Origin of the sequence: Streptomyces sp. SAT1 (assembly GCF_001654495.1) — a bacterium.
GTDB lineage: Bacteria > Actinomycetota > Actinomycetes > Streptomycetales > Streptomycetaceae > Streptomyces > Streptomyces andamanensis.
In genome coordinates this window covers 4,764,834-4,783,828 of record NZ_CP015849.1, presented here as the reverse complement: position 1 = coordinate 4,783,828, position 18,995 = coordinate 4,764,834, and the positions used below count along the sequence as shown (strand labels likewise).

Here is an 18,995-nt window from a genome sequence, read left to right as displayed (position 1 = left end):
CCCTCCGTCCCTCCGCCCTTCCACCCCTCCGCCCCTCCGCCCCTCCGCCCGGCAGGGTCCCCGATAGCCTCACCCCATGAGCAGGCCCTTCTCCTTCGTCCCGCCGTCCGGCGCCCGGAGCTACCGGCTGCGCACCGCGCGCGGTGAGTTCGCCGTCGTCGACGTGCCCGCCGCGGCCGGTGCCGGGCCCCGGGGCACGGCGCTGCTGCTGCCCGGCTTCACCGGCAGCAAGGAGGACTTCAACGCGCTGCACGCACCGCTCGCGGCGCGCGGGTACCGGACCGTGGCCGTGGACGGGCGCGGGCAGTTCGAGTCGGACGGCCCCGAGCACGACGAGTCCGCGTACGCCCAGGAGCAGCTCGCGCGGGACGTGCTCGCGCAGGCCGCCGCGCTCGCCGTCCCGGTGCATCTGCTCGGGCACTCCCTCGGCGGGCAGATCGCCCGCGCGGCCGTTCTGCTCGACCGCTCCCCCTTCGTCTCGCTCACCCTGATGTCCTCGGGCCCGGCGCAGGTCTCCGCCTCCCAGCAGCAGCGCGTGAAGCTGCTGCGGGACGCGCTCGCGGCGCTGTCGATGGCCGAGGTGTGGGAGGCCGTCCAGGCCGTGGAGGCGGCCGCGGCGGCCGGGGGCGCGGACGAGGACGGCGGTCTGTCCGTCACGCTGGACTCGGGCGCCGAGGACCGGGACGACCTGCGACGCCGCTGGCTGGGCACCCGGCCCGCGCAGTTGCTGGCCACCGGGCGCCAGTTGTGCGCGGAACCGGACCGGACCGCCGAACTGGCCGCCGTCGCGCTGCCGTTCCATGTGCTCTCGGGGGCCCGGGACGACGCCTGGCCGGTGCCGCTGCTGGACGCCATGGCCGTACGGCTCGGGGCCCGGCGCACGGTCGTCGAGGGCGCCGAGCACTCGCCCAATGTGGACCGGCCGCTCGCCACCGCCCAGGCGCTCGCCGACTTCTGGGACGAGGCGGCCCGCCAGAACACCGCCCCGGGCTTCAGTACTGCGCCTGCAGGTGGTCCCAGAAGCCGTCCCTGAGGGAGCGGCGCAGGTCGGCCTGGCCGCGCAGCGAGTACTGGAGCAGGCCCTCGGCCTCGACCAGGAGTTCCTGGTCGACGGAGCCGGGCAGGTAGGGGTGGCCGGGCAGGAGTTCCATCACGCTGTCCCGGCCGCGCGCCGCCAGCCACTTGGCGGCGATCTGCGCGCCGACGAAGCGTACGTCCTCGCGGGTCGGCCGGGTGGTGGCCGTCGGGTCGTAGGTGACCGGGGTGCGCCGGGAGACGTAGGGCTTGAAGAACTCGAGGTCGAGGGTGCGCTGGCTGTCGACCTCCCACAGCAGCGGCTCGGCCTGATTGCGGCCCTCGGGGGCCTCGATGCCCCACAGGTGGACCCGGGCGCCGTAGCCCTGGGCGGCCTCCACCGCGGAGACCAGGTCCTCGTCGCCGCCGAGCAGGGCGGCGTCGCTGATGGCGCGGTGCCGGGCCAGCGACTCCAGGTCCGAGCGGATCAGGGAGTCGACGCCCTTCTGCTGGTTGTTGGCGTTGAGGTTGCCGAGGCGGACCTTCACGTCGGGCAGTTCGGCGATGGTCTGCTGCTCGGCGGTGTGGATCCGGCGCCGGGCGCCGTCGTACCAGTAGACGCGCAGCAGCCTGCTGTCGGCGAAGACCGTCCGGGCCCGGTCGATGAGCGCGTCGATGAGGCCCTCGGCGTCCAGGTCGAAGGCGCGGCGGTCCTCGGTGCCGGCGACGAGGCGGCCCGCGGCGGCGTAGAGATAGCCGGCGTCTACGAAGATCGCGTGGGTCGAGGGCGTCTTGGCCACCTCGGCGAGCATGCGTTCCAGTAGCTCGTTCGTGTGGTCGATGCGGGCGGCGAGCGCCGCGCGGTCTTCGTTCATGGCCTCGTTCATCACCTCCATTGTCCCGGTGGTCACGCAGCGAACACAACCGGTCCCGATCGGTCGACGGAGAGACCGTGACACATCAGTAATTAGACGTTCGAAAAATTTCCTTAGCGTAGGGAATGTTCGTGGCAGGTGAACCGTTGACCAGATGTACGGAGCACGGGGCACCGATGCCGCGAGCACCATCCATCTCCAGTAATTCTCCGCAGGAGGATGACCAGACGAAGGGAGAAGCCTGTGCGCTTCGAGATCATGCGACTCGACGAGGTCGACGGGACCACCGTGGACAGCACCGTCGTGGACGCCGCCTCCGTCAATCGGATCGTTCAGCAGGCCGCCGCCGTGGGGCAGCGCCTCTGGATCCGCCCGGCCGACACCCCGGCCTCGTAACAGCAGGGGCTGTCTACACACTTCGGAGCCCCCGCACGGCACGCGTGAGCGTGGCCGGGCGGGGGGTCCGTGCGTCCTCCGGGGACTCCCCGGGCGTGCGTCGTCCGGAGACTCCCCGGGCTCCGGGGCTCAGGCGCCGCCCCGTACCACCTGGGTGATGCCGTTGATGATCTGCTGCACGGCGATGGCGGAGAGCATCATGCCCGCCAGCCGGGTCACCAGGACCACACCGCCGTCCTTGATGACGCGGATGATCAGCAGCGAGTAGCGCATGACGAGCCAGAGCACCACGTGGATCGCGACGATCGCCGACCAGACGGAGACCTGGGTGGCGACGCTGTCGGCCTTCTGCACGGCCAGGATGACGGACACGATCGCGCCGGGTCCGGCCAGCAGCGGCATGCCCAGCGGGACCAGGGCGACGTTGACGTCCTTGGTCGCCTTGGGCTCGTCGGTCTTGCCGGTGAGCAGGTCCAGGGCGATCAGCAGCAGGAGCAGTCCGCCCGCAATCATCAGCGCGGGGACCGAGACATGCAGGTAGTCGAGGATCTGGTGGCCGAGGACACCGAACACGGCGATCACGCCGCCCGCCACGCAGACGGCCTGGAAGGCCATCCGCTTCTGGATTTTGGCGGGCCGTCCGGCGGTCAGCGCGAGGAAGATCGGGGTGATCCCGGGGGGATCCATGATCACGAAGAGAGTGAGGAAGAGGGAGCCGAAAACGGCAGCGTCGAACATCGTCTGAACAGGCCTTGCGTACGTGCGGAGGGAAGGGGGGAAGGAAGGCGGGGGTGGGTGGGTGGGTGCGGGCGCGCGCGGGAAGGGGCAGGGGCCTCAGGCCGTGCCCGCGACCGCGCCGTCTCCGCCGGCGCCCGGCACCGGGAACGCTCCGGTCGCCCGCCGCGTGATCTCCCCGTACACGTCGGGGTGCGTGGTGAACTCGCCCAGGGCGACGGCCTTGCGGTCGCCGTGGTAGTCGCTGGAGCCGGTGACCAGCAGGCCCAGCTCCCCGGCCAGGCCGCGCAGCCGGGCCCGGGTCGGCGCGTCGTGGTCCATGTGGTCGACCTCGATGCCGTCGAGACCGGCGGCGGCCAGCTCGGCGATCGTGGACTCCGGGACCGTACGCCCGCGCTTGGCGGCGGCCGGGTGTGCGAAGACGCAGACCCCGCCCGCGCCCTTGACCAGGCGGATCGCCTCGAACGGGTCGGTCTCGTGCTTGGCGACCCAGGCCCGGCCGCCGTCGGCCAGCCACTGGTCGGTGAAGGCGTCGCTCACGGTCGGTACGACGCCCAGCTCCACGAGGGCGGAGGCGACGTGCGGGCGGCCGACCGAGCCGTCGCCCGCGATCCGCGCGACCTGTTCCCAGGTGACGGGCACACCGAGCGCGTTGAGCCGGGCGACCATGCCCTGGGCCCGGGGCACCCGGTCGTCGCGGACCAGCTCCCGCTCGGCGAGCAGGGCGGGCTCCTCGGGGTCGAAGAGGTAGGCCAGCATGTGCATGCTGACGCCGTCGACGCGGCACGACAGCTCGGCGCCGGTGACGAGGGTCAGCCCCTCGGGCAGCGCGGCGATCGCCTCGGCGTGGCCGCGGGTGGTGTCGTGGTCGGTCAGCGCGACGACGTCCAGTCCGGCCGCGGCGGCGTTCCGCACCAGTTCGGCCGGGGTGTCCGTGCCGTCGGACGCGTCGGAGTGGGTGTGCAGGTCGATACGCACGACACGGACTCCAGACGGTGACGGGACGGAAAGGGACACTCAAGGATAACGGGAGACAAGGGGTGCCTTGTCACCCCCGCACACCCGCCTCGCCCCCTACATGCGCCCGCAACACACCCGCAACACGCCCGGACGGGCGGGCCTACGGCTGCAACAGCCGCGGGGACAGCGCCCCGCACGGCACCAGCTCGGCCTCGGCGCCCGCGTCCCGCAGGTCGGCCAGGACCAGTTCGTCGTACATCAGCAGGCCGGACTGCTCGGGCCAGACCACCGCCCACAGCCACAGCCCGAGGGCCTCGCCCGCGAAGACGGCGCGGTCGACCGGGGCGCCGCCGACGTGCCACAGGGGGGTCGGGCGGCCCGCGGCCAGCACCTTCGCGTCCGGTGGCTTCTCCACGTTCAGACAGGGGCCGGGGTCGGGGCCCTCGATGCCGGCGTAGCGGGCGCCGAGGCCGACGCCCAGTTCCTCGGCGACGAGGATCAGCTCGCCCATGCCGCCGAGCGGTCCGGGGCCCGAGCAGGCCACGGCGGTCGCCCGGCCGCCGCTGCGGTCGTCGCCCGCGGCGGCCACACCGGTGAACAGCCACCCCACGGGCAGCGGCCACGGCATCCACACGGGCACCTGGGTGCGGCTGACGACGACGCCGAGTCCTTCGACGCTCGGCGGGGTCACGGGCTGCACCGGATGCACCGTCCCGTGCTCAGCGCACTGCCAGGTGTCGCTGAAGAGGCCGGGAGCCCTGACCCGGCCACCGCACTTCGGGCAACTGGGTTCGCCCCTCATAGAGCCCCACGGTCCTACCCGGACAGCGCCGCGTCAAGGACGATCACCCGTCCGGAGGGAGGCCCTCCACCTCGGACCAAATAGATGTACCTTGCATTAATTAGCTGATCTAACTTACTATGTGCATAAGCCAACCATCGTTCGAGCATCAACCGTCCGGATTGGAGCACGCATGGCCGCGGACCCCTTCGACGCGGGCGCCGGCAGCATCCTGCGGCAGCCGAAGGCCGTCTGGGCTACGGCGGGAGCGTCCGTCGTCGCCTTCATGGGCATCGGTCTGGTCGACCCGATCCTGCCCTCCATCGCCAAGGGCCTGGACGCCACCGCCAGCCAGGTCTCCCTGCTCTTCACCTCCTACTTCCTGATCACCGCCGTGGCGATGCTGGTCACCGGCTTCGTCTCCAGCCGCATCGGCGGCAAGAAGACGCTGCTGCTCGGCCTCGCCTTCGTGGTGGTCTTCGCCGGGCTCGCCGGCACCTCGGGATCCGTCGCCCAACTGGTCGGCTTCCGGGCCGGCTGGGGCCTCGGCAACGCGCTCTTCGTCTCCACCGCGCTCGCGGTCATCGTCGGCGCGGCGGCGGGCGGCAGCGCGGCGGCCATCCTGCTCTACGAGTCCGCGCTCGGCCTCGGCATGGCCTGCGGCCCGCTGGTGGGCGCCCTGCTCGGCAACGCGAGCTGGCGCTACCCGTTCTTCGGCACCGCGTTCCTGATGGCCGTCGGGTTCCTGTGCATCACCGCGTTCCTGAAGGAACAGCCGAGGCCCGCCCGCAAGACCTCACTGCTCGACCCGCTCAAGGCGCTGGGCCACGGCGGTCTCGCCTCGGCGGCGGTCTCGGCCTTCTTCTACAACTACACGTTCTTCACCGTGCTGGCCTTCACGCCGTTCGTGCTGGACATGACGCCGTACAAGTCGGGCGCGGTGTTCTTCGTCTGGGGCCTGCTGCTCGCCGTGTTCTCCGTGCTGGTGGCGCCGCGCATGCAGGCGCGGTTCGGCTCGCTGAAGGTGCTCGGCGGCTCCCTGGTGCTGCTCGCCGCCGACGTGGTCGTCCTCGGCTACGGCGACCACACCACCGCGATCGTCTGCACCGTGCTGTCCGGCGCCTTCATCGGCGTGAACAACACCGTCTACACCGAGTTGGCGCTCGGGGTGTCGGACGCGCCGCGCCCGGTGGCGAGCGCCGGCTACAACTTCGTGCGCTGGTTCGCCGCCGCCGCGGCCCCTTATCTCGCCCCGAAGATCGAGGAGTGGAGCGACCTCCACATCCCGTTCGTGGTCGCGGGTGCCACCGCGCTGCTGGGCGCGCTGGTGGTCCTGGTGCGGCGCCGCTCCCTCACATACGAGGCCGAGCAGCTGGAACCGCGCCACGCGACCGAGGACAGCGTCACGGTTTTCGCCAACTGACGTACACGATCCGCGGCTTGGGTGAGATCGGTCACTGCGGTGGTCACTCCAGCGGGACGGACCGGCGGGCCGGGTCCCGCAGGTCCGTCCCGTGCGTCAGCCAGCGCTCCTGGAGCACCTGCGCGCCGTGCACGCGTTTGAACGCGGCCTCGTTCGGCGTCATCGGCAGCAGCGGCAGGAACCGCACGGGATCCAGCGGCGCGTCGAGTTCCAGGTCCTCCACCAGGCCGCCCGGCTCGGCCACCAGGACCGAGGTGAAGGGCGCGCCCGGCCACAGCGCCTCCCCCACGTCGAGCGAGGCACCGGGCGCCACGACCACACCCTCGACCTGCGGGGACGCGCCGAGGACGGCGAGCGGGCGGAGCACCTTGTCGGTGTCGGCGCGGCCGGTGCGCACCGAGAGGACCAGTTCGGCGCGCGGCCCGGCGACCGGGTCGGCGACCATCGCCGTGGGGTCCGCCATGGGCCGGGCCGACATGCCGAGCGTGGCGTAGCGGACGATGTCCCCCTCCTGGAAGCGCAGCACCTCGATCCGGTCCGTGCCGAGGAAGGTGACCGCCGCGCGCGCGTCCGGCTCGCCCAGCGCCGAGCGCAACCGGGCCTCGACCAGAGGAAGAACATCTGCCATGTCGCGAGCATAGAACTCGTCAGTACCCGGCAAAGCGGCACCTTGACACGTCGGCCGACTGATACTCTGACTCGGTGGTTCGGGGCAGCACGCAGAAGCGTCGCGATCAAGCCCCGACGCCGATGGGACTCCCTTACGAGGGACCGGCCGGAGGAGGTGGGGCTGTCATGGATCGAAGTCGACCGTGCAGTAGCACCCGCTCTTCCCGCCGCTGATGTAGCTGTTCCGGCTCCGGCTGACCGCCACCTCTCGCCTTCGTGCCCCTGTGCGCGTCGTACGGAAGAGCACTTCGTTTCGTTTGCCTGATCGTCCGATCTGACCGATCGAAATCAGTGACGAAGCCCGCTCACCGCGTCGGTGCGGTGCTCCCCGCTTTGTGGACGTGCGAAACATCCGCACGCCGGACGTCCTCATTCCGGGCAGTTCCGACCGCCGTAGGCGCTCTTCGTCGCTCGTCACGAAGGAGTCCCGCCATGTCGATGATCCGTGACCTGCGCGCCGTGGTCCGCCCGTCCCGCCCGGCGCAGCGCAAGGACAACGGCACCTACGACACCACCCGCGACCCGGCGACGCCCTCGGCCGTCGTCGACTGCGCCGTCTACCGCGACGGCGCCCGCGTCGAGACCCGCGCCCCGCTCACCCCGCAGGAGGCGATGCGCCTGGTGCGGCGCGACGGCGGCTTCGTGTGGATCGGGCTGCACGAGCCCACCGAGGCCGAATTCGCGGGCATCGCCTCGGAGTTCGGACTGCACCCGCTGGCCGTGGAGGACGCGGTCCAGGCCCACCAGCGGCCCAAGCTGGAGCGCTACGACGACTCGCTGTTCACCGTCTTCAAGACGATCCACTACGTCGACCACGACCAGCTCACCGCCAACAGCGAGGTCGTCGAGACCGGCGAGGTGATGTGCTTCACCGGACGGGACTTCTTCATCACCGTCCGGCACGGCGGCCAGGGTTCGCTGCGCGCGCTGCGCCACCGGCTCCAGGACGACCCCGAGCTGCTGGTCAAGGGCCCCTCGGCGGTGCTGCACGCCATCGCCGACCATGTGGTCGACGGCTACATCGCGGTCGCCTCCGCCCTCCAGGACGACGTGGACGAGGTCGAGACCGAGGTGTTCTCGCCGGGCCGCGGCCGCACCCCGCGCGGCACCGACGCCGGGCGGATCTACCAGCTCAAGCGCGAGGTCATGGAGTTCAAGCGCGCGGTGTCGCCGCTGCTGCGGCCCATGCAGCTGCTGAGCGAGCGCCCGATGCGGCTGATCGACCCGGACATCCAGAAGTACTTCCGCGACGTGGCCGACCACCTGGCCCGCGCCCAGGAGCAGGTCATCGGCTTCGACGAACTGCTCAACTCCATCCTCCAGGCCAACCTCGCCCAGGCGTCCGTCGCGCAGAACGAGGACATGCGGAAGATCACCGCGTGGGCCGCGATCATCGCCGTACCGACGATGGTCTGCGGGGTCTACGGCATGAACTTCAAGTACATGCCCGAGACCCACTGGAAGTACGGCTACCCGGTGGTCATGGCGGTCACGGCCGCGATCTGCCTCGGCATCCACCGCACACTCAAGCGCAACGGCTGGCTGTGAGCGCCGCCGGTGCCCGGCCGGGTCTCGTTACGCTGCTGTCATGACAAGCGCACTGCTCGACCGGGCCCTCGTCGAGGAGGCCACGAAGAAGTCCGGCCTCGTCTGGGTCGCGGGCCCCGGCGGACCGGCCCGCCCCCTGTGGCACGTCTGGCACGAGGGCGCGGCCTGCCTGGTCGGTGACGGCCCCGGCGAGCAGCCGCTGCCCGGCCTGGCCGACGGGGTCACCGCCGAGGTGACGGTGCGCAGCAAGGACAAGGGCGGCCGTCTGGTCACCTGGGCGGCGCGCGTCGTGGAACTCGCGCCCGGCTCGCAGGCGTGGCAGGAGGCGGTGGCCGAGCTGAAGGGCAAGCGCCTGAACGCGCCGGACGCGGAGACCATGACCGAGCGGTGGGCCCGCGAGTGCCGGGTGCTGCGCCTGGAGCCGACCGGCACCCTGGAGCCGCTGCCCGGCACCTCGCTGGCCGAGGCGCCGCTGCCCACTCCCGCGACGACCCGTCAGCCGGTCCCGGCGGGGCTGCCCCGGCTGCTGCTGAGGAAGAAGCGGCGGCGGTAGCGGCGGCCGGGCGGCCCGTCAGGACGTCGGCAGCTGCCTGCCGTAGTCGACGGTGTCGTCCGCGTCCGGCTCGGCCAGCGGGAAGTCCTTGCCCCACTCGGTGAAGGTCAGGGTGCCCGCGTCGCCCGCGCGGGCCAGCCGCAGCGGATAGGGGGTGCCCTCCAGGGAGACGTCCAGGGTGCCGCCGCTGCCGGTGATGCGGATGGTGCGGACGCCGGACTGCTCGTGGTGGCCGTCCGCCGCCAGCGTGCCGTGCAGCGTCAGCAGGCTGTCGAGGAGCACGCCCTTGTCCGTGAACCCGCTGAACCGCTTGTACGCGGGGTCGCGCTGGGGCACCTTCACGTACTTGCCGTCGAGCTTGCCCGCCGCCCCTCCGTTCGTGCCGTGCGTGCCGCCCTTCCCGCCCTTGCCGTCGTCGTCCGCGTTGCTCCAGAACTGGGCGTCCGCCTTCAGATACAGCTGCGCGCCGACCCGCAGCAGCCCGAACGTCACCCCCTGCGAGGTGACCGAGCCCGTGCCGCCGTCGGACTTCAGCCGCATGTCGAGCCGGTACGTACGGCCGTTGCTGACCACGTCACCGGCCAGGTGCACGGCCCCGGCGGACGTGGCGGCGGCCTTGGTCCGCGCCTGGACCTGGTCGGCCGGCAGCTTGCCGACGCCGTTGGTGCCCGCGTCCGGATCGTCCCCGGAACAGCCCGTCAGGCCCGTGCCGGTGACGACGGCCAGCGCGCACAGCGCACTCGTCAGCGTGGCCCGGCGGGTACGGCGGCCCTGGGGAATCGCAGTCACAGGCGGCACTGCCTTTCAGCTCGCGAGCGGCGGGTGCGGTGCGGCCGCGGGCGCCGCGCGGCGTGACGGCGTACAGGGGAGGCGCGGCACGCGGACGGCACCACGGGCTGGGGAACCCGTAGCGGCGTACGGCAGCGTACCGGGGGCGGCGCGGCCCGGCGGAGCCAGTCCGTCCGCTCCGCTCACCAGGGCGTATCCGAACGGGACGGGCTAGCCTGAAGCCCACTTGAGCGGGCAGGCGAGAAGACACCGGACACACCGGGCACACCCGGCACGGCAGCGACAGCGCGACAGGAAGACGCCAGGAAGGAGGCACGGTCATGGCAGCGGGCGCCCCCCGGATCTTCGTGTCGCATCTCGCCGGTGTCGCCGCCTTCGACCCGTCGGGCGACCAGGTGGGGCGGGTGCGCGATCTGGTCGTCATGCTGCGGGTCGGCCGCAAGCCGCCCCGGGTGCTCGGCCTGGTCGTCGAACTCTCCACCCGGCGCCGCATCTTCCTGCCCATGACCCGGGTCACCAGCATCGAGTCCGGCCAGGTCATCACCACCGGTGTGCTCAACGTCCGGCGCTTCGAACAGCGGCCCACCGAGCGGCTCGTCTTCGGCGAGCTGCTGGACCGCCGCGTCACGCTCGTGGAGAGCGGCGAGGAGGCCACCGTGCTGGACCTGTCGGTGCACCAGCTGCCCGCCCGGCGGGACTGGGAGATCGACCGGGTCTTCGTGCGCAAGGGCCGCAAGGGCGGCGCCTTCCGGCGCAGCAGGGGCGAGACGCTGACCGTGGAGTGGTCGGCGGTCACCGGCTTCTCCCTGGAGGAGCACGGGCAGGGCGCCGAGAACCTGCTCGCCACCTTCGAGCAGCTGCGCCCCGCCGACCTCGCCAACGTGCTGCACCACCTGTCCCCCAAGCGGCGCGCGGAGGTCGCCGCCGCCCTGGACGACGACCGGCTCGCCGACGTCCTGGAGGAGCTTCCGGAGGACGACCAGATCGAGATCCTGGGCAAGCTGAAGGGCGAGCGCGCCGCCGACGTGCTGGAGGCGATGGACCCCGACGACGCGGCCGACCTGCTCGCCGAACTGCCCGAGGAGGAGCAGGAGCGGCTGCTCGGTCTGATGCAGCCGGCCGACGCCGCCGAGATGCGGCGCCTGATGTCGTACGAGGAGCACACCGCGGGCGGGCTGATGACGACCGAGCCGATCGTGCTGCGCCCGGACGCGACCGTCGCCGACGCGCTCGCCCGGGTCCGCAACCCGGACCTGTCCCCCGCGCTCGCCGCCCAGGTCTACGTCTGCCGGCCGCCCGACGAGACGCCGACCGGCAAGTACCTGGGCACGGTCCACTTCCAGCGGCTGCTGCGCGACCCGCCGTACACGCTCGTCAGCTCGATCCTGGACGACGACCTCCAGGCGCTCTCCCCGGACGCCGAGCTGCCGGTGGTGGCCGGGTTCTTCGCGGCCTACGACATGGTCGCGGCGCCCGTGGTGGACGAGGCGGGGGCGCTGCTGGGCGCGGTCACCGTGGACGACGTGCTGGACCACATGCTGCCGGACGACTGGCGGGAGACGGAGTTCCACCTGGACGACGGGGCCGGGGCGGCGGCCGGGACCGCCGGGGGCACGGACAAGGGCGCGGGCGAGGGGACGGGCGGACATGGCGGCTGAGCGCGAGAGCACCCGCGAGCGGCACCCGGCCGGGGCCACCGCCGCCGGCCGGCCGCGGGCCCGGCTCGACCAGCCGCGCCCGCTGCGGCGGCGGCTGCTGCCCGAGTGGGACCCGGACGCCTTCGGCCGCCTGTCCGAGCGCATCGCGCGCTTCCTGGGCACCGGACGGTTCATCGTCTGGATGACGGTGGTGATCATCCTCTGGGTGGTCTGGAACGTGTCCGTGCCGCACCGGCTGCGCTTCGACGAGTACCCGTTCATCTTCCTGACGCTGGCGCTGTCCCTCCAGGCGTCCTACGCCGCCCCGCTGATCCTGCTGGCGCAGAACCGGCAGGACGACCGGGACCGGGTCAACCTCGAACAGGACCGCAAGCAGAACGAGCGGTCGATCGCCGACACCGAGTATCTGACCCGGGAGATCGCCGCGCTGCGGATGGGTCTGGGCGAGGTGGCGACCCGCGACTGGATCCGCTCCGAGCTCCAGGACCTCGGCAAGGAACTGGAGGAGAGACTGGTCAGGGAACCGGACCGCGGTGGCGCCGGGGACGGGCGGGAACGGCCCGGGGTATTCCCGGCGGATCACCCGCGCGGACGTGACGTGGACGACCGCTGACAGGGGTCCCGGGGCCGCCGCCGGGCGCCGTACCATCGTCCTTATGGCTACGGAAGACGCGGTGCGCGCAGCGCTGGCGACGGTTGACGACCCCGAGATCCACCGACCCATCACCGAACTGGGCATGGTCAAATCGGTGGAGATCGGCGCGGACGGCGCGGTCGCGGTCACCGTGTACCTGACGGTCTCCGGCTGCCCGATGCGCGAGACGATCACCCAGCGCGTGACCGACGCGGTCGCACGGGTCGAGGGGGTCACCCGGGTCGACGTGTCGCTGGACGTGATGAGCGACGAGCAGCGCAAGGAGCTGGCGAGCGCCCTGCGCGGCGGCCAGACCGAGCGCGAGGTCCCCTTCGCCAGGCCGGGCAATCTGACCCGGGTCTACGCGGTCGCCTCCGGCAAGGGCGGCGTCGGCAAGTCCTCGGTGACGGTGAACCTGGCGGCGGCGATGGCCGCCGACGGCCTCAAGGTGGGCGTGGTCGACGCCGACATCTACGGCCACAGCGTGCCGCGCATGCTGGGTGCGGACGGCCGTCCCACCCAGGTCGAGAACATGATCATGCCGCCGTCGGCGAACGGCGTGAAGGTCATCTCGATCGGCATGTTCACCCCGGGCAACGCGCCGGTCGTCTGGCGCGGCCCGATGCTGCACCGCGCGCTCCAGCAGTTCCTGGCGGACGTGTACTGGGGCGACCTGGACGTGCTGCTGCTCGACCTGCCGCCCGGCACCGGCGACATCGCGATCTCCGTCGCCCAGCTCGTGCCGAACGCCGAGATCCTGGTGGTGACGACGCCTCAGCAGGCCGCCGCCGAGGTGGCCGAGCGGGCGGGCTCGATCGCCGTGCAGACCCACCAGAAGATCGTCGGTGTCGTCGAGAACATGTCCGGGCTGCCCTGCCCGCACTGCGGCGAGATGGTCGACGTGTTCGGCACCGGCGGCGGCCAGCTCGTCGCCGACGGCCTGACCCGCACCACCGGCGCCACGGTGCCGGTGCTCGGCTCCATCCCGATCGACGTCCGGCTGCGCGAGGGCGGCGACGAGGGCAAGCCGGTCGTCCTGACCGACCCGGACTCCCCGGCCGGCTCGGCCCTGCGCGCCATCGCGGGCAAGCTCGGCGGCCGCCAGCGGGGCCTGTCGGGGCTCTCCCTGGGCATCACGCCGAAGAACAAGTTCTGAGGCACCGCCGCACTCCTGTACGACGGGTACGACGATGAGGGGCGCCGTCCGCGTGGACGGCGCCCCTCGTCGTCGTACCCGTCGTACCCGGCGTACCTGGCACGGATGCCCGGCGGGCGGCCCGGTCAGGCGTACGCGGTGATGTCCTGGACCACGGAGAAGCCCAGCCCGTAGGCGCTCATCCCCCGGCCGTACGCCCCCACGTGCACGCCCTGCGGGGTCGACCCGGCGAGCACCCAGCCGAACTCGGACTCGCGGTAGTGGAACGGGGTCGGGACGCCGTCCACGGGCAGCGACAGCGCCGACCAGTCCGGCCCGGACAGGTCGTCGGCGAGCTCCCACGCCGTCTCGGTCTGCTGGTCCAGCCAGTCGTCGCGCAGCGCGTGGTCCATCTGCATGGGCCAGGTGACCGACAGCAGGCCGACCCCGGCGAGCCAGGCCGCCGAGGAGACGGAGGTGGCCTCCAGCTGGCCGGTGCCGTCGGCGAGACGCCGTTCGGGGCTGGCGGCGACGGTGACGACGACCGCGAACTTCTCCCTGGGGTCGTCCGGGGAGCCGGACACGAACTCGTTGCGCACCGAGGGTTCGTCACCGTGCCCGATGGAACCGTGTTCCACCGAACCGTCGGCCGAGGTGCCGACCTGAAGCAGCCAGCGCTGTCCCGTGAAGGCCTCGTCGAGGCCGTACCACGGGAAGGGCGCCAGCAGGTAGCCGTCGACCGTGCGCCGGGCGGAGGGCAGTGGTCTTCCGCCCTCCGCGGCCGGTGCCTGCGCGACCGCCCTACTTGTCGTCTCCATGTGCCCGGACGCCTCCTCGCTCTCGTCGGACCGGCGCGGCCCGCCCCCCTTCGGGCGTACTCGTCCGGTCCGCACAACAACTCGGCAGCATATCCACCCCGCACCGGGGCGCCGGGAACGCGCCCGGGGCGTGGCCCGCGCAGGCGGCGGGATCGGGCCGCCTGGCGCAGACGGGATCACTGAGAAGGAGTGACGCGCGCGGCGGACGCGGCGGGGCGGGACGCGGCAGGGCGGGACGCGGTGGGGCGGGACGTGGCGGGGCGGCGGTGCACTCAGGTGGCGTCGGCGTCGAAGGGCGGGCGGTCGTCCCGCTCGGCGCTCTCCGGCTTCTTGGTCATGTCGATCCGGCCGCCGGACGCACCCGCGGAGGACTGGGCGGAGGGGGACGCCGCCGGTACGGAGACCGACTCGTCCTCGGAGTCGCGGCCGTTCACCGCGTCCGTGACCTCGGCCATCTCCTTCTTCAGGTCGAAGCCGTTGCGGATCTCCTTGAGTCCCAGGTCGTCGTTGTCCAGCTGCTTGCGGATGAACGTCTTGGGGTTGAGGTCCTCGAACTCGAAGTCCTTGAACTCCGGGCCCAGCTCCTTGCGGATGTCCTGCTTGGCGCTCTCCGAGAACTCCCGGATCTTACGGATCGTGCGCACCACGTCCTGGATCATCTTCGGGAGCTTGTCCGGACCGCACACGAGCATGGCCAGGACGATGAGCGTCGCCAGCTCGGGCAGTCCTATGTCGTTGAACACCTGAAGCTCCTTGCGATGTCCGTGGTCCTCGGCCCTCGGGTGGTCCGGTCTGAGCGGGTCTATCCGGGGTCCGGGCCGGCTCCACGGTACCCGGCCGAGGTGTCCGATCGGTACTGCCCCGAGGTGTCGGGGCCCGTGTACACGGCCAGTTTTCCGGCTTGTCCGCCTTCTGGAACGTCCGCGTCGCCCTCGGGCGCGGCGGGCGGCGCGCTCCGGGGGCGCGGCGCGGGCCGTGCGGGCCGCCGGCGAGGGCCCGTCACCCGCTGTCCGAGGAGCCGAGCACCAGGGAGATCCTGCGCTGCTTGCCGCCCCGCTCGACGGTCAGCTCCAGCCGGTCGCCGGGGCGGTGGGCGCGTGTGCGGACGATCAGTTCCTCACCCGAGTGGACGCGCACGCCGTCCACCGCGGTGACGACGTCACCGGCCCTGATGCCCGCCGCGGCGCCGGGACCGCCCGGGGTGACCGGGGAACCGCCGCCGCTCGCCCGCTCGCCGACCTTGGCGCCGTCGCCCTCGTAGGCCATGTCCAGCGTGACGCCGATCACCGGGTGGCTGGCCCGGCCGGTGTTGATCAGTTCCTCGGCCACCCGCTTGGCCTGGTTGACCGGTATGGCGAAGCCGAGGCCGATGGATCCGGCCTGGCCCGGCTGCGGATCGGACCCGGCGTCGGCGGAGCGAATGGCCGAATTGATGCCCACCACCCGGCCCCGGGAGTCCAGCAGCGGGCCGCCGGAGTTGCCGGGGTTGATGGGCGCGTCGGTCTGGAGCGCGTCGACGTACGACACGTCGCTCCCGTCGCCCTTCTCGCCGCCGGCCGTGATGGGCCGCTCCTTGGCGCTGATGATGCCGGAGGTGACCGTGCCGGCCAGGTCGAACGGGGCGCCGATCGCGACGACCGGGTCGCCCACCCGCACGTTGTCGGAGTTGCCCAGCGGCATCGGGGTCAGCCCGCGCACGCCGCGCACCTGCACCACGGCGAGGTCGTAGCCGGTGTCGCGGCCGACGATCGTGCCGCGCGCGGTCTGGCCGCCGCTGAAGGTCACCGATATGTCGCCGCCGGCGGCCGCGGGCCCGACGACGTGGTTGTTGGTGAGGATGTGGCCGCGGCCGTCGAGCACGAAGCCGGTGCCGGTGCCCTGCTCGTCCGAGCCGGACACGTGCAGTGTCACGACGCTGGGCAGGGCGCGGGCGGCGATCCCGGCGACGCTGTCCGGGGCGCGGTCGGCGGGCTCCTTCCCGGCCTGCGGCAGCGTCACGGTCCCGATGCCGCCGTTGCGTTCCAGATACGCCCCCACGACTCCGCCGATCCCGCCGGCCCCGAGCGCCAGCGCCACGGCCCCGCCGACCAGCGCCCGCCGGACCCGCCTGCGCCGCTGCTCCGCGCCGACGACCCCGGCCCCGCTCTCCTGGAGCGGCCCGGCGAGCGGCCGCGCGGCCCAGGGGTCGTAACGCTGCCAGGGGTCCGCGGGGGCGGCGGGGTCAGGGAGGTGCGCGGGGGCGTGCGGGGGCGGCGGCGGGAACGCCGGGGCCAGGGATGGCAGGTCCGGGGATGGCGGGGCCGGGGTCGGTGAGTGGTCCTCGCTGCCGGGCGCGGGGGCGCCGCCGCCGTGGGCTCCCAGGGGTGCCGGGGCGGCTGCGGCCGGTGCGCCGCCGGGCGCCATGGGCTGCTCACCGGACGCCGTGGGCGTGGGCGCGGACGGTGCGAGTGCCGCTGCCGGGGGGCCGAGCGGGTCGGCGGGGGACGGTGCCACGGCGGGGTGCTGGAACGGGGGCGCGGGGGCCCAGGGTCCGGGTTGGCCGTAGGGCGGGGTGCCGTAGGGGTCGGGTGCGTGCACCGGCCTGCGCTCGGCGTCGAGCGCCGCCGCCACGGGCCCGGCGGAGGCGGACGCCGAACCGTCGGCGGAGAGGTGCCCGGGAGCGGACAGGGAGCCGTACCCGGGACCAGGGGCGACAGCGGGAGCGGACGCGGCTCCCGGCGCAGACCCGGGACCGGGCACGCACATGTCCCCAGCGCCGGACGACGCAGCGGCGTGCTCGGGGCCGGGCACGGGCGCGGGAGCACCGGCGGGGGCGTCCCGGGGAGCGGGCACCGGGGCAGGCACAGCGGCGTCTGCGGGCCCAGCGGCGTCCGCGTGGCCCCCGGGCCGGTCCTCGGGGCGGTCCCCGGGCTTTGGCGTGCTCAGGCTCTGCGGATCCGGGGGCTGGGCGGGGCGGGCGAGGTGGAAGTCGCCCTCGTCGTCCGTGGTGGTGTCCTGGACGGGCGCGGCGACCGCGTCGTCCGTGGGCGCGGACGGCCGGGGGCGGCTCCACCATCTCGGGCGGGTGGGTCTCGTGGGCTTGCCCTCGTTCATGTGCTCCCCGGCAGGTGCCCGCGGCCCGGCTCGTCGGTGGTGGCCGCGCTTCGTCGACTGCGCGCCCCGACGGATGTCAGGGGCGCGCCCTCCTGGATTCAACCAGGTTCACGGGCCACCGCGCAGTGCCCGGCCGGCGCCGGTCAGGGCGCCAGATGGGAGGTGGCGGCCGACGGCGGTTCGGGCGTCGGGCCGGGGGAGGGCGCGGTGAGGAGACCGGCTGTCGTGAGCTGTGGGTCCGCCGACCACGTCAGGGAGATCAGCGGCCGGGTGCCGAGCGGGCGTATCAGCGGGGACATCAGCGCGGCCCCGGCGGCGACCACCGGTGTCGGCGGCAGCGGGCGCGCCGCCGCGTCCGCCGCCGGTGCGGCGGCCGGCGTGGGCACGCCGGGCAGCAGCGGCGCGGACAGCGAGGTCGGCGCCAGTGGTGCCGTGCCGGTCGAGCGCTGCACGGGCAGGGCCCCGGCCGTGTTCCGGCGCCGGGACGCCTCGGACGCCGTGGCGATGCCCGTGCCCGCCGGGCGCGCCGGGGTGACATTGCTGCCCGCTCCCGCGCCGCCGCGGGTCTCCGCCGCCGTGTCGCCCGCCGCGCCGGTGGTGACACCGCCGAGGGCGACCGCGGCCAGCGACACCGCACCGGCGGCGACGAACGCGAACCGGCGCCCGCGCGAGGCCGACCGCTCGTTGTCGGGGCGGTTGACGTGATGGATCCGGAAGCCTTCCGACCGCTCCGGCGCGGGCTCGCCCGGATACGGTCCGGCCGGGCCGTACCCGAACGGGAACTGCTCGCCGCGCCGGGCGCCGAACATGCCGGTGTCCCCGGAGTGCCCGGAGTCCGCGGGGAACGCCGGGAAGCCGCCCGGGAACCCCGCACCGCCCAGCGGTGAGCCGGAGCCGGGGTCGCCGCCGGGCAGCCCCTGGAGGCGGGCCAGGAAGCTCTCGGAGGGCGGCGGCGGGGCCGACTCCGCGAAGACGTTCTTCAGGCGGCGCTGTGCGTCGACCTCCGCCTTGCACTTCGGGCAGGTGGCCACGTGCGCCAGGACGCGCTCGCGCGTCTCATGACCGAGCTCTCCGTCCACCAGGGCGGAGAGTCGGTCTCCCAGATGCTGTTCCGCGAGCCCCCTCGCGGCGGGGTTGGATCGGGAACCACTCACGCGGTCGCGCCCCCTCCTCCCAGCGCCGCGACGCGGGGCACGAAGCGGCGCCGCTCGGCCCGCCGGGCCTCGGGCGAACGGTGCGCCAAGGCCTTGCGCAGCTGCGAACGGCCGCGGTGGATACGGGAGCGCACCGTGCCGAGCTTGACGCCGAGGGTCGCGGCGATCTCCTCGTAGGACAGTCCCTCGATGTCGCACAGGACGACCGCGGCGCGGAACTCGGGCGCCAGCGTGTCCAGGGCCTGCTGGACGTCGGCGTCGAAGTGCGCGTCGTTGAAGAGCTGCTGCGGGGTGGGCTCCTTGCTGGCCAGCCGCTCGGCCGCGTCGTCACCGAGCGCGTCGAAGCGGATGCGCTGCTTGCGGCGGACCATGTCCAGGAAGAGGTTGGTCGTGATGCGGTGCAGCCAGCCCTCGAAGGTGCCCGGCGTGTACGTCGACAGGGAGCGGAAGACGCGGACGAAGACCTCCTGGGTGAGGTCCTCGGCGTCGTGCTGGTTGCCGGTGAGGCGGTAGGCCAGGCGGTAGACACGACCGCTGTGGGTGCTGACGATCTCCTCCCAGGTGGGCGGAGTCCACGCCTGCCCGTCCGCGTCGCTGGAGAAGGTCGCGGTCGCGGCCGGGGCGGTGCCCTCGGCGTGGGTACGGTCAGCTGCGGTGTCGTTCACGGATTTCGGCCTGCCCGCCGATCCGAGAAAGCGCCGGAGCACTCCTCCCCGATCCACAGGCGAAGCCGCACCTCCCCTGTCGGCTCTGGTGGTGT

The 18,995-nt window shown here is 73.1% G+C and carries 19 protein-coding genes; 8 read left to right on the top strand and 11 right to left on the bottom strand.

What is annotated here, in order from left to right; translation table 11 throughout:
* The first annotated feature begins 76 nt into the window (after positions 1 to 76).
* A complete protein-coding gene (locus tag A8713_RS20780) occupies positions 77 to 1,033 on the top strand; it encodes an alpha/beta fold hydrolase (RefSeq protein ID WP_064535123.1) in 957 nt (318 codons plus the stop codon).
* Here A8713_RS20780 and A8713_RS20775 read toward each other — a convergent pair.
* Complete coding sequence (locus tag A8713_RS20775) at positions 993 to 1,901, bottom strand: NYN domain-containing protein (RefSeq protein ID WP_237305563.1); 909 nt, start codon at positions 1,899 to 1,901, stop codon at positions 993 to 995. The genes A8713_RS20780 and A8713_RS20775 overlap by 41 nt on opposite strands.
* A 231-nt stretch (positions 1,902 to 2,132) precedes the next feature.
* Between A8713_RS20775 and A8713_RS33835 the strand changes: the two genes are divergently transcribed.
* On the top strand, positions 2,133 to 2,285 hold the full coding sequence (locus tag A8713_RS33835; RefSeq protein ID WP_173860878.1) for a hypothetical protein: 153 nt from the start codon (positions 2,133 to 2,135) through the stop codon (positions 2,283 to 2,285).
* 129 nt (positions 2,286 to 2,414) lie between these two features.
* On the opposite strand, the gene A8713_RS20770 is transcribed toward A8713_RS33835, so the two are convergent.
* From A8713_RS20770 to A8713_RS20760, 3 genes are all read right to left on the bottom strand, one after another.
* Entirely contained in the window at positions 2,415 to 3,023 is a 609-nt protein-coding gene (locus tag A8713_RS20770; RefSeq protein ID WP_018571268.1) for a MarC family protein, read from the bottom strand.
* Between the two features lie 96 nt (positions 3,024 to 3,119).
* Positions 3,120 to 3,998: a PHP domain-containing protein gene (locus A8713_RS20765; RefSeq protein ID WP_064535121.1), complete on the bottom strand. Its 879-nt coding sequence runs from the start codon at positions 3,996 to 3,998 to the stop codon at positions 3,120 to 3,122.
* A 142-nt stretch (positions 3,999 to 4,140) separates the two neighbouring features.
* On the bottom strand, positions 4,141 to 4,782 hold the full coding sequence (locus A8713_RS20760) for a DUF6758 family protein (RefSeq protein WP_064535120.1): 642 nt from the start codon (positions 4,780 to 4,782) through the stop codon (positions 4,141 to 4,143).
* A 172-nt stretch (positions 4,783 to 4,954) separates the two neighbouring features.
* Here A8713_RS20760 and A8713_RS20755 point away from each other — a divergent pair, with 172 nt between their 5' ends.
* On the top strand, positions 4,955 to 6,184 hold the full coding sequence (locus A8713_RS20755; RefSeq protein ID WP_064535118.1) for an MFS transporter: 1,230 nt from the start codon (positions 4,955 to 4,957) through the stop codon (positions 6,182 to 6,184).
* Positions 6,185 to 6,227: 43 nt separating this feature from the next.
* On the opposite strand, the gene A8713_RS20750 is transcribed toward A8713_RS20755, so the two are convergent.
* Positions 6,228 to 6,812, bottom strand: coding sequence for a suppressor of fused domain protein (locus tag A8713_RS20750; protein ID WP_064535114.1), 585 nt, complete (start codon positions 6,810 to 6,812; stop codon positions 6,228 to 6,230).
* A 473-nt stretch (positions 6,813 to 7,285) separates the two neighbouring features.
* On the opposite strand from A8713_RS20750, the gene A8713_RS20745 reads away from it, so the two are divergent.
* Together A8713_RS20745 and A8713_RS20740 are read left to right on the top strand one after the other, a co-directional pair.
* A complete protein-coding gene (locus A8713_RS20745; protein ID WP_018571263.1) occupies positions 7,286 to 8,401 on the top strand; it encodes a magnesium and cobalt transport protein CorA in 1,116 nt (371 codons plus the stop codon).
* A gap of 40 nt (positions 8,402 to 8,441) precedes the next feature.
* Entirely contained in the window at positions 8,442 to 8,954 is a 513-nt protein-coding gene (locus A8713_RS20740) for a hypothetical protein (protein WP_064535112.1), read from the top strand.
* Positions 8,955 to 8,972: 18 nt separating this feature from the next.
* Here A8713_RS20740 and A8713_RS20735 read toward each other — a convergent pair whose 3' ends face one another.
* Complete coding sequence (locus A8713_RS20735) at positions 8,973 to 9,743, bottom strand: hypothetical protein (RefSeq protein WP_173860877.1); 771 nt, start codon at positions 9,741 to 9,743, stop codon at positions 8,973 to 8,975.
* 320 nt (positions 9,744 to 10,063) lie between these two features.
* On the opposite strand from A8713_RS20735, the gene A8713_RS20730 reads away from it, so the two are divergent.
* From A8713_RS20730 to A8713_RS20720, 3 genes are read left to right on the top strand one after another with little or no spacing between them, the layout of a single operon-like run.
* On the top strand, positions 10,064 to 11,401 hold the full coding sequence (locus A8713_RS20730; protein WP_064535110.1) for a magnesium transporter MgtE N-terminal domain-containing protein: 1,338 nt from the start codon (positions 10,064 to 10,066) through the stop codon (positions 11,399 to 11,401).
* Entirely contained in the window at positions 11,391 to 12,014 is a 624-nt protein-coding gene (locus A8713_RS20725) for a DUF1003 domain-containing protein (RefSeq protein ID WP_064535108.1), read from the top strand. Before A8713_RS20730 ends, A8713_RS20725 begins: the two co-directional genes overlap by 11 nt.
* A gap of 43 nt (positions 12,015 to 12,057) precedes the next feature.
* Positions 12,058 to 13,191 carry an Mrp/NBP35 family ATP-binding protein gene (locus A8713_RS20720; protein ID WP_064535107.1) on the top strand — a complete coding sequence of 378 codons (1,134 nt, stop codon included), beginning with the start codon at positions 12,058 to 12,060 and terminating at the stop codon, positions 13,189 to 13,191.
* 125 nt (positions 13,192 to 13,316) lie between these two features.
* Here the strand turns inward: A8713_RS20720 and A8713_RS20715 are convergent, their stop codons facing one another.
* The 5 genes from A8713_RS20715 to sigE form a co-directional block, all read right to left on the bottom strand.
* A complete protein-coding gene (locus A8713_RS20715) occupies positions 13,317 to 13,988 on the bottom strand; it encodes a hypothetical protein (protein WP_237305432.1) in 672 nt (223 codons plus the stop codon).
* Between the two features lie 272 nt (positions 13,989 to 14,260).
* The gene (locus A8713_RS20710) at positions 14,261 to 14,731 is read right to left on the bottom strand and encodes a sec-independent translocase (protein ID WP_064535101.1); all 471 of its coding nucleotides are present in this window, start codon (positions 14,729 to 14,731) and stop codon (positions 14,261 to 14,263) included.
* A 256-nt stretch (positions 14,732 to 14,987) separates the two neighbouring features.
* The gene (locus tag A8713_RS20705) at positions 14,988 to 16,733 is read right to left on the bottom strand and encodes a trypsin-like peptidase domain-containing protein (RefSeq protein WP_443069767.1); all 1,746 of its coding nucleotides are present in this window, start codon (positions 16,731 to 16,733) and stop codon (positions 14,988 to 14,990) included.
* Positions 16,734 to 17,224: 491 nt separating this feature from the next.
* Positions 17,225 to 18,235 (bottom strand): anti-sigma factor family protein, encoded by a 1,011-nt coding sequence (locus tag A8713_RS20700; protein WP_064535099.1) that lies wholly within the window; start codon positions 18,233 to 18,235, stop codon positions 17,225 to 17,227.
* A complete protein-coding gene (sigE, locus tag A8713_RS20695; RefSeq protein ID WP_079159060.1) occupies positions 18,232 to 18,942 on the bottom strand; it encodes an RNA polymerase sigma factor SigE in 711 nt (236 codons plus the stop codon). Before sigE ends, A8713_RS20700 begins: the two co-directional genes overlap by 4 nt.
* Positions 18,943 to 18,995: the final 53 nt, after the last annotated feature.

Bases quoted from the DNA above. Each gene is read 5' to 3' on its own strand.
- A8713_RS20780 (WP_064535123.1), top strand. From the start codon at position 77: ATGAGCAGGCCCTTCTCCTTCGTCCCGCCGTCCGGCGCCCGGAGCTAC.
- A8713_RS20775 (WP_237305563.1), bottom strand. From the start codon at position 1,901: ATGAACGAGGCCATGAACGAAGACCGCGCGGCGCTCGCCGCCCGCATC.
- A8713_RS20770 (WP_018571268.1), bottom strand. From the start codon at position 3,023: ATGTTCGACGCTGCCGTTTTCGGCTCCCTCTTCCTCACTCTCTTCGTG.
- A8713_RS20760 (WP_064535120.1), bottom strand. From the start codon at position 4,782: ATGAGGGGCGAACCCAGTTGCCCGAAGTGCGGTGGCCGGGTCAGGGCT.
- A8713_RS20755 (WP_064535118.1), top strand. From the start codon at position 4,955: ATGGCCGCGGACCCCTTCGACGCGGGCGCCGGCAGCATCCTGCGGCAG.
- A8713_RS20750 (WP_064535114.1), bottom strand. From the start codon at position 6,812: ATGGCAGATGTTCTTCCTCTGGTCGAGGCCCGGTTGCGCTCGGCGCTG.
- A8713_RS20745 (WP_018571263.1), top strand. From the start codon at position 7,286: ATGTCGATGATCCGTGACCTGCGCGCCGTGGTCCGCCCGTCCCGCCCG.
- A8713_RS20740 (WP_064535112.1), top strand. From the start codon at position 8,442: ATGACAAGCGCACTGCTCGACCGGGCCCTCGTCGAGGAGGCCACGAAG.
- A8713_RS20730 (WP_064535110.1), top strand. From the start codon at position 10,064: ATGGCAGCGGGCGCCCCCCGGATCTTCGTGTCGCATCTCGCCGGTGTC.
- A8713_RS20725 (WP_064535108.1), top strand. From the start codon at position 11,391: ATGGCGGCTGAGCGCGAGAGCACCCGCGAGCGGCACCCGGCCGGGGCC.
- A8713_RS20720 (WP_064535107.1), top strand. From the start codon at position 12,058: ATGGCTACGGAAGACGCGGTGCGCGCAGCGCTGGCGACGGTTGACGAC.
- A8713_RS20715 (WP_237305432.1), bottom strand. From the start codon at position 13,988: ATGGAGACGACAAGTAGGGCGGTCGCGCAGGCACCGGCCGCGGAGGGC.
- A8713_RS20705 (WP_443069767.1), bottom strand. From the start codon at position 16,733: ATGTGCGTGCCCGGTCCCGGGTCTGCGCCGGGAGCCGCGTCCGCTCCC.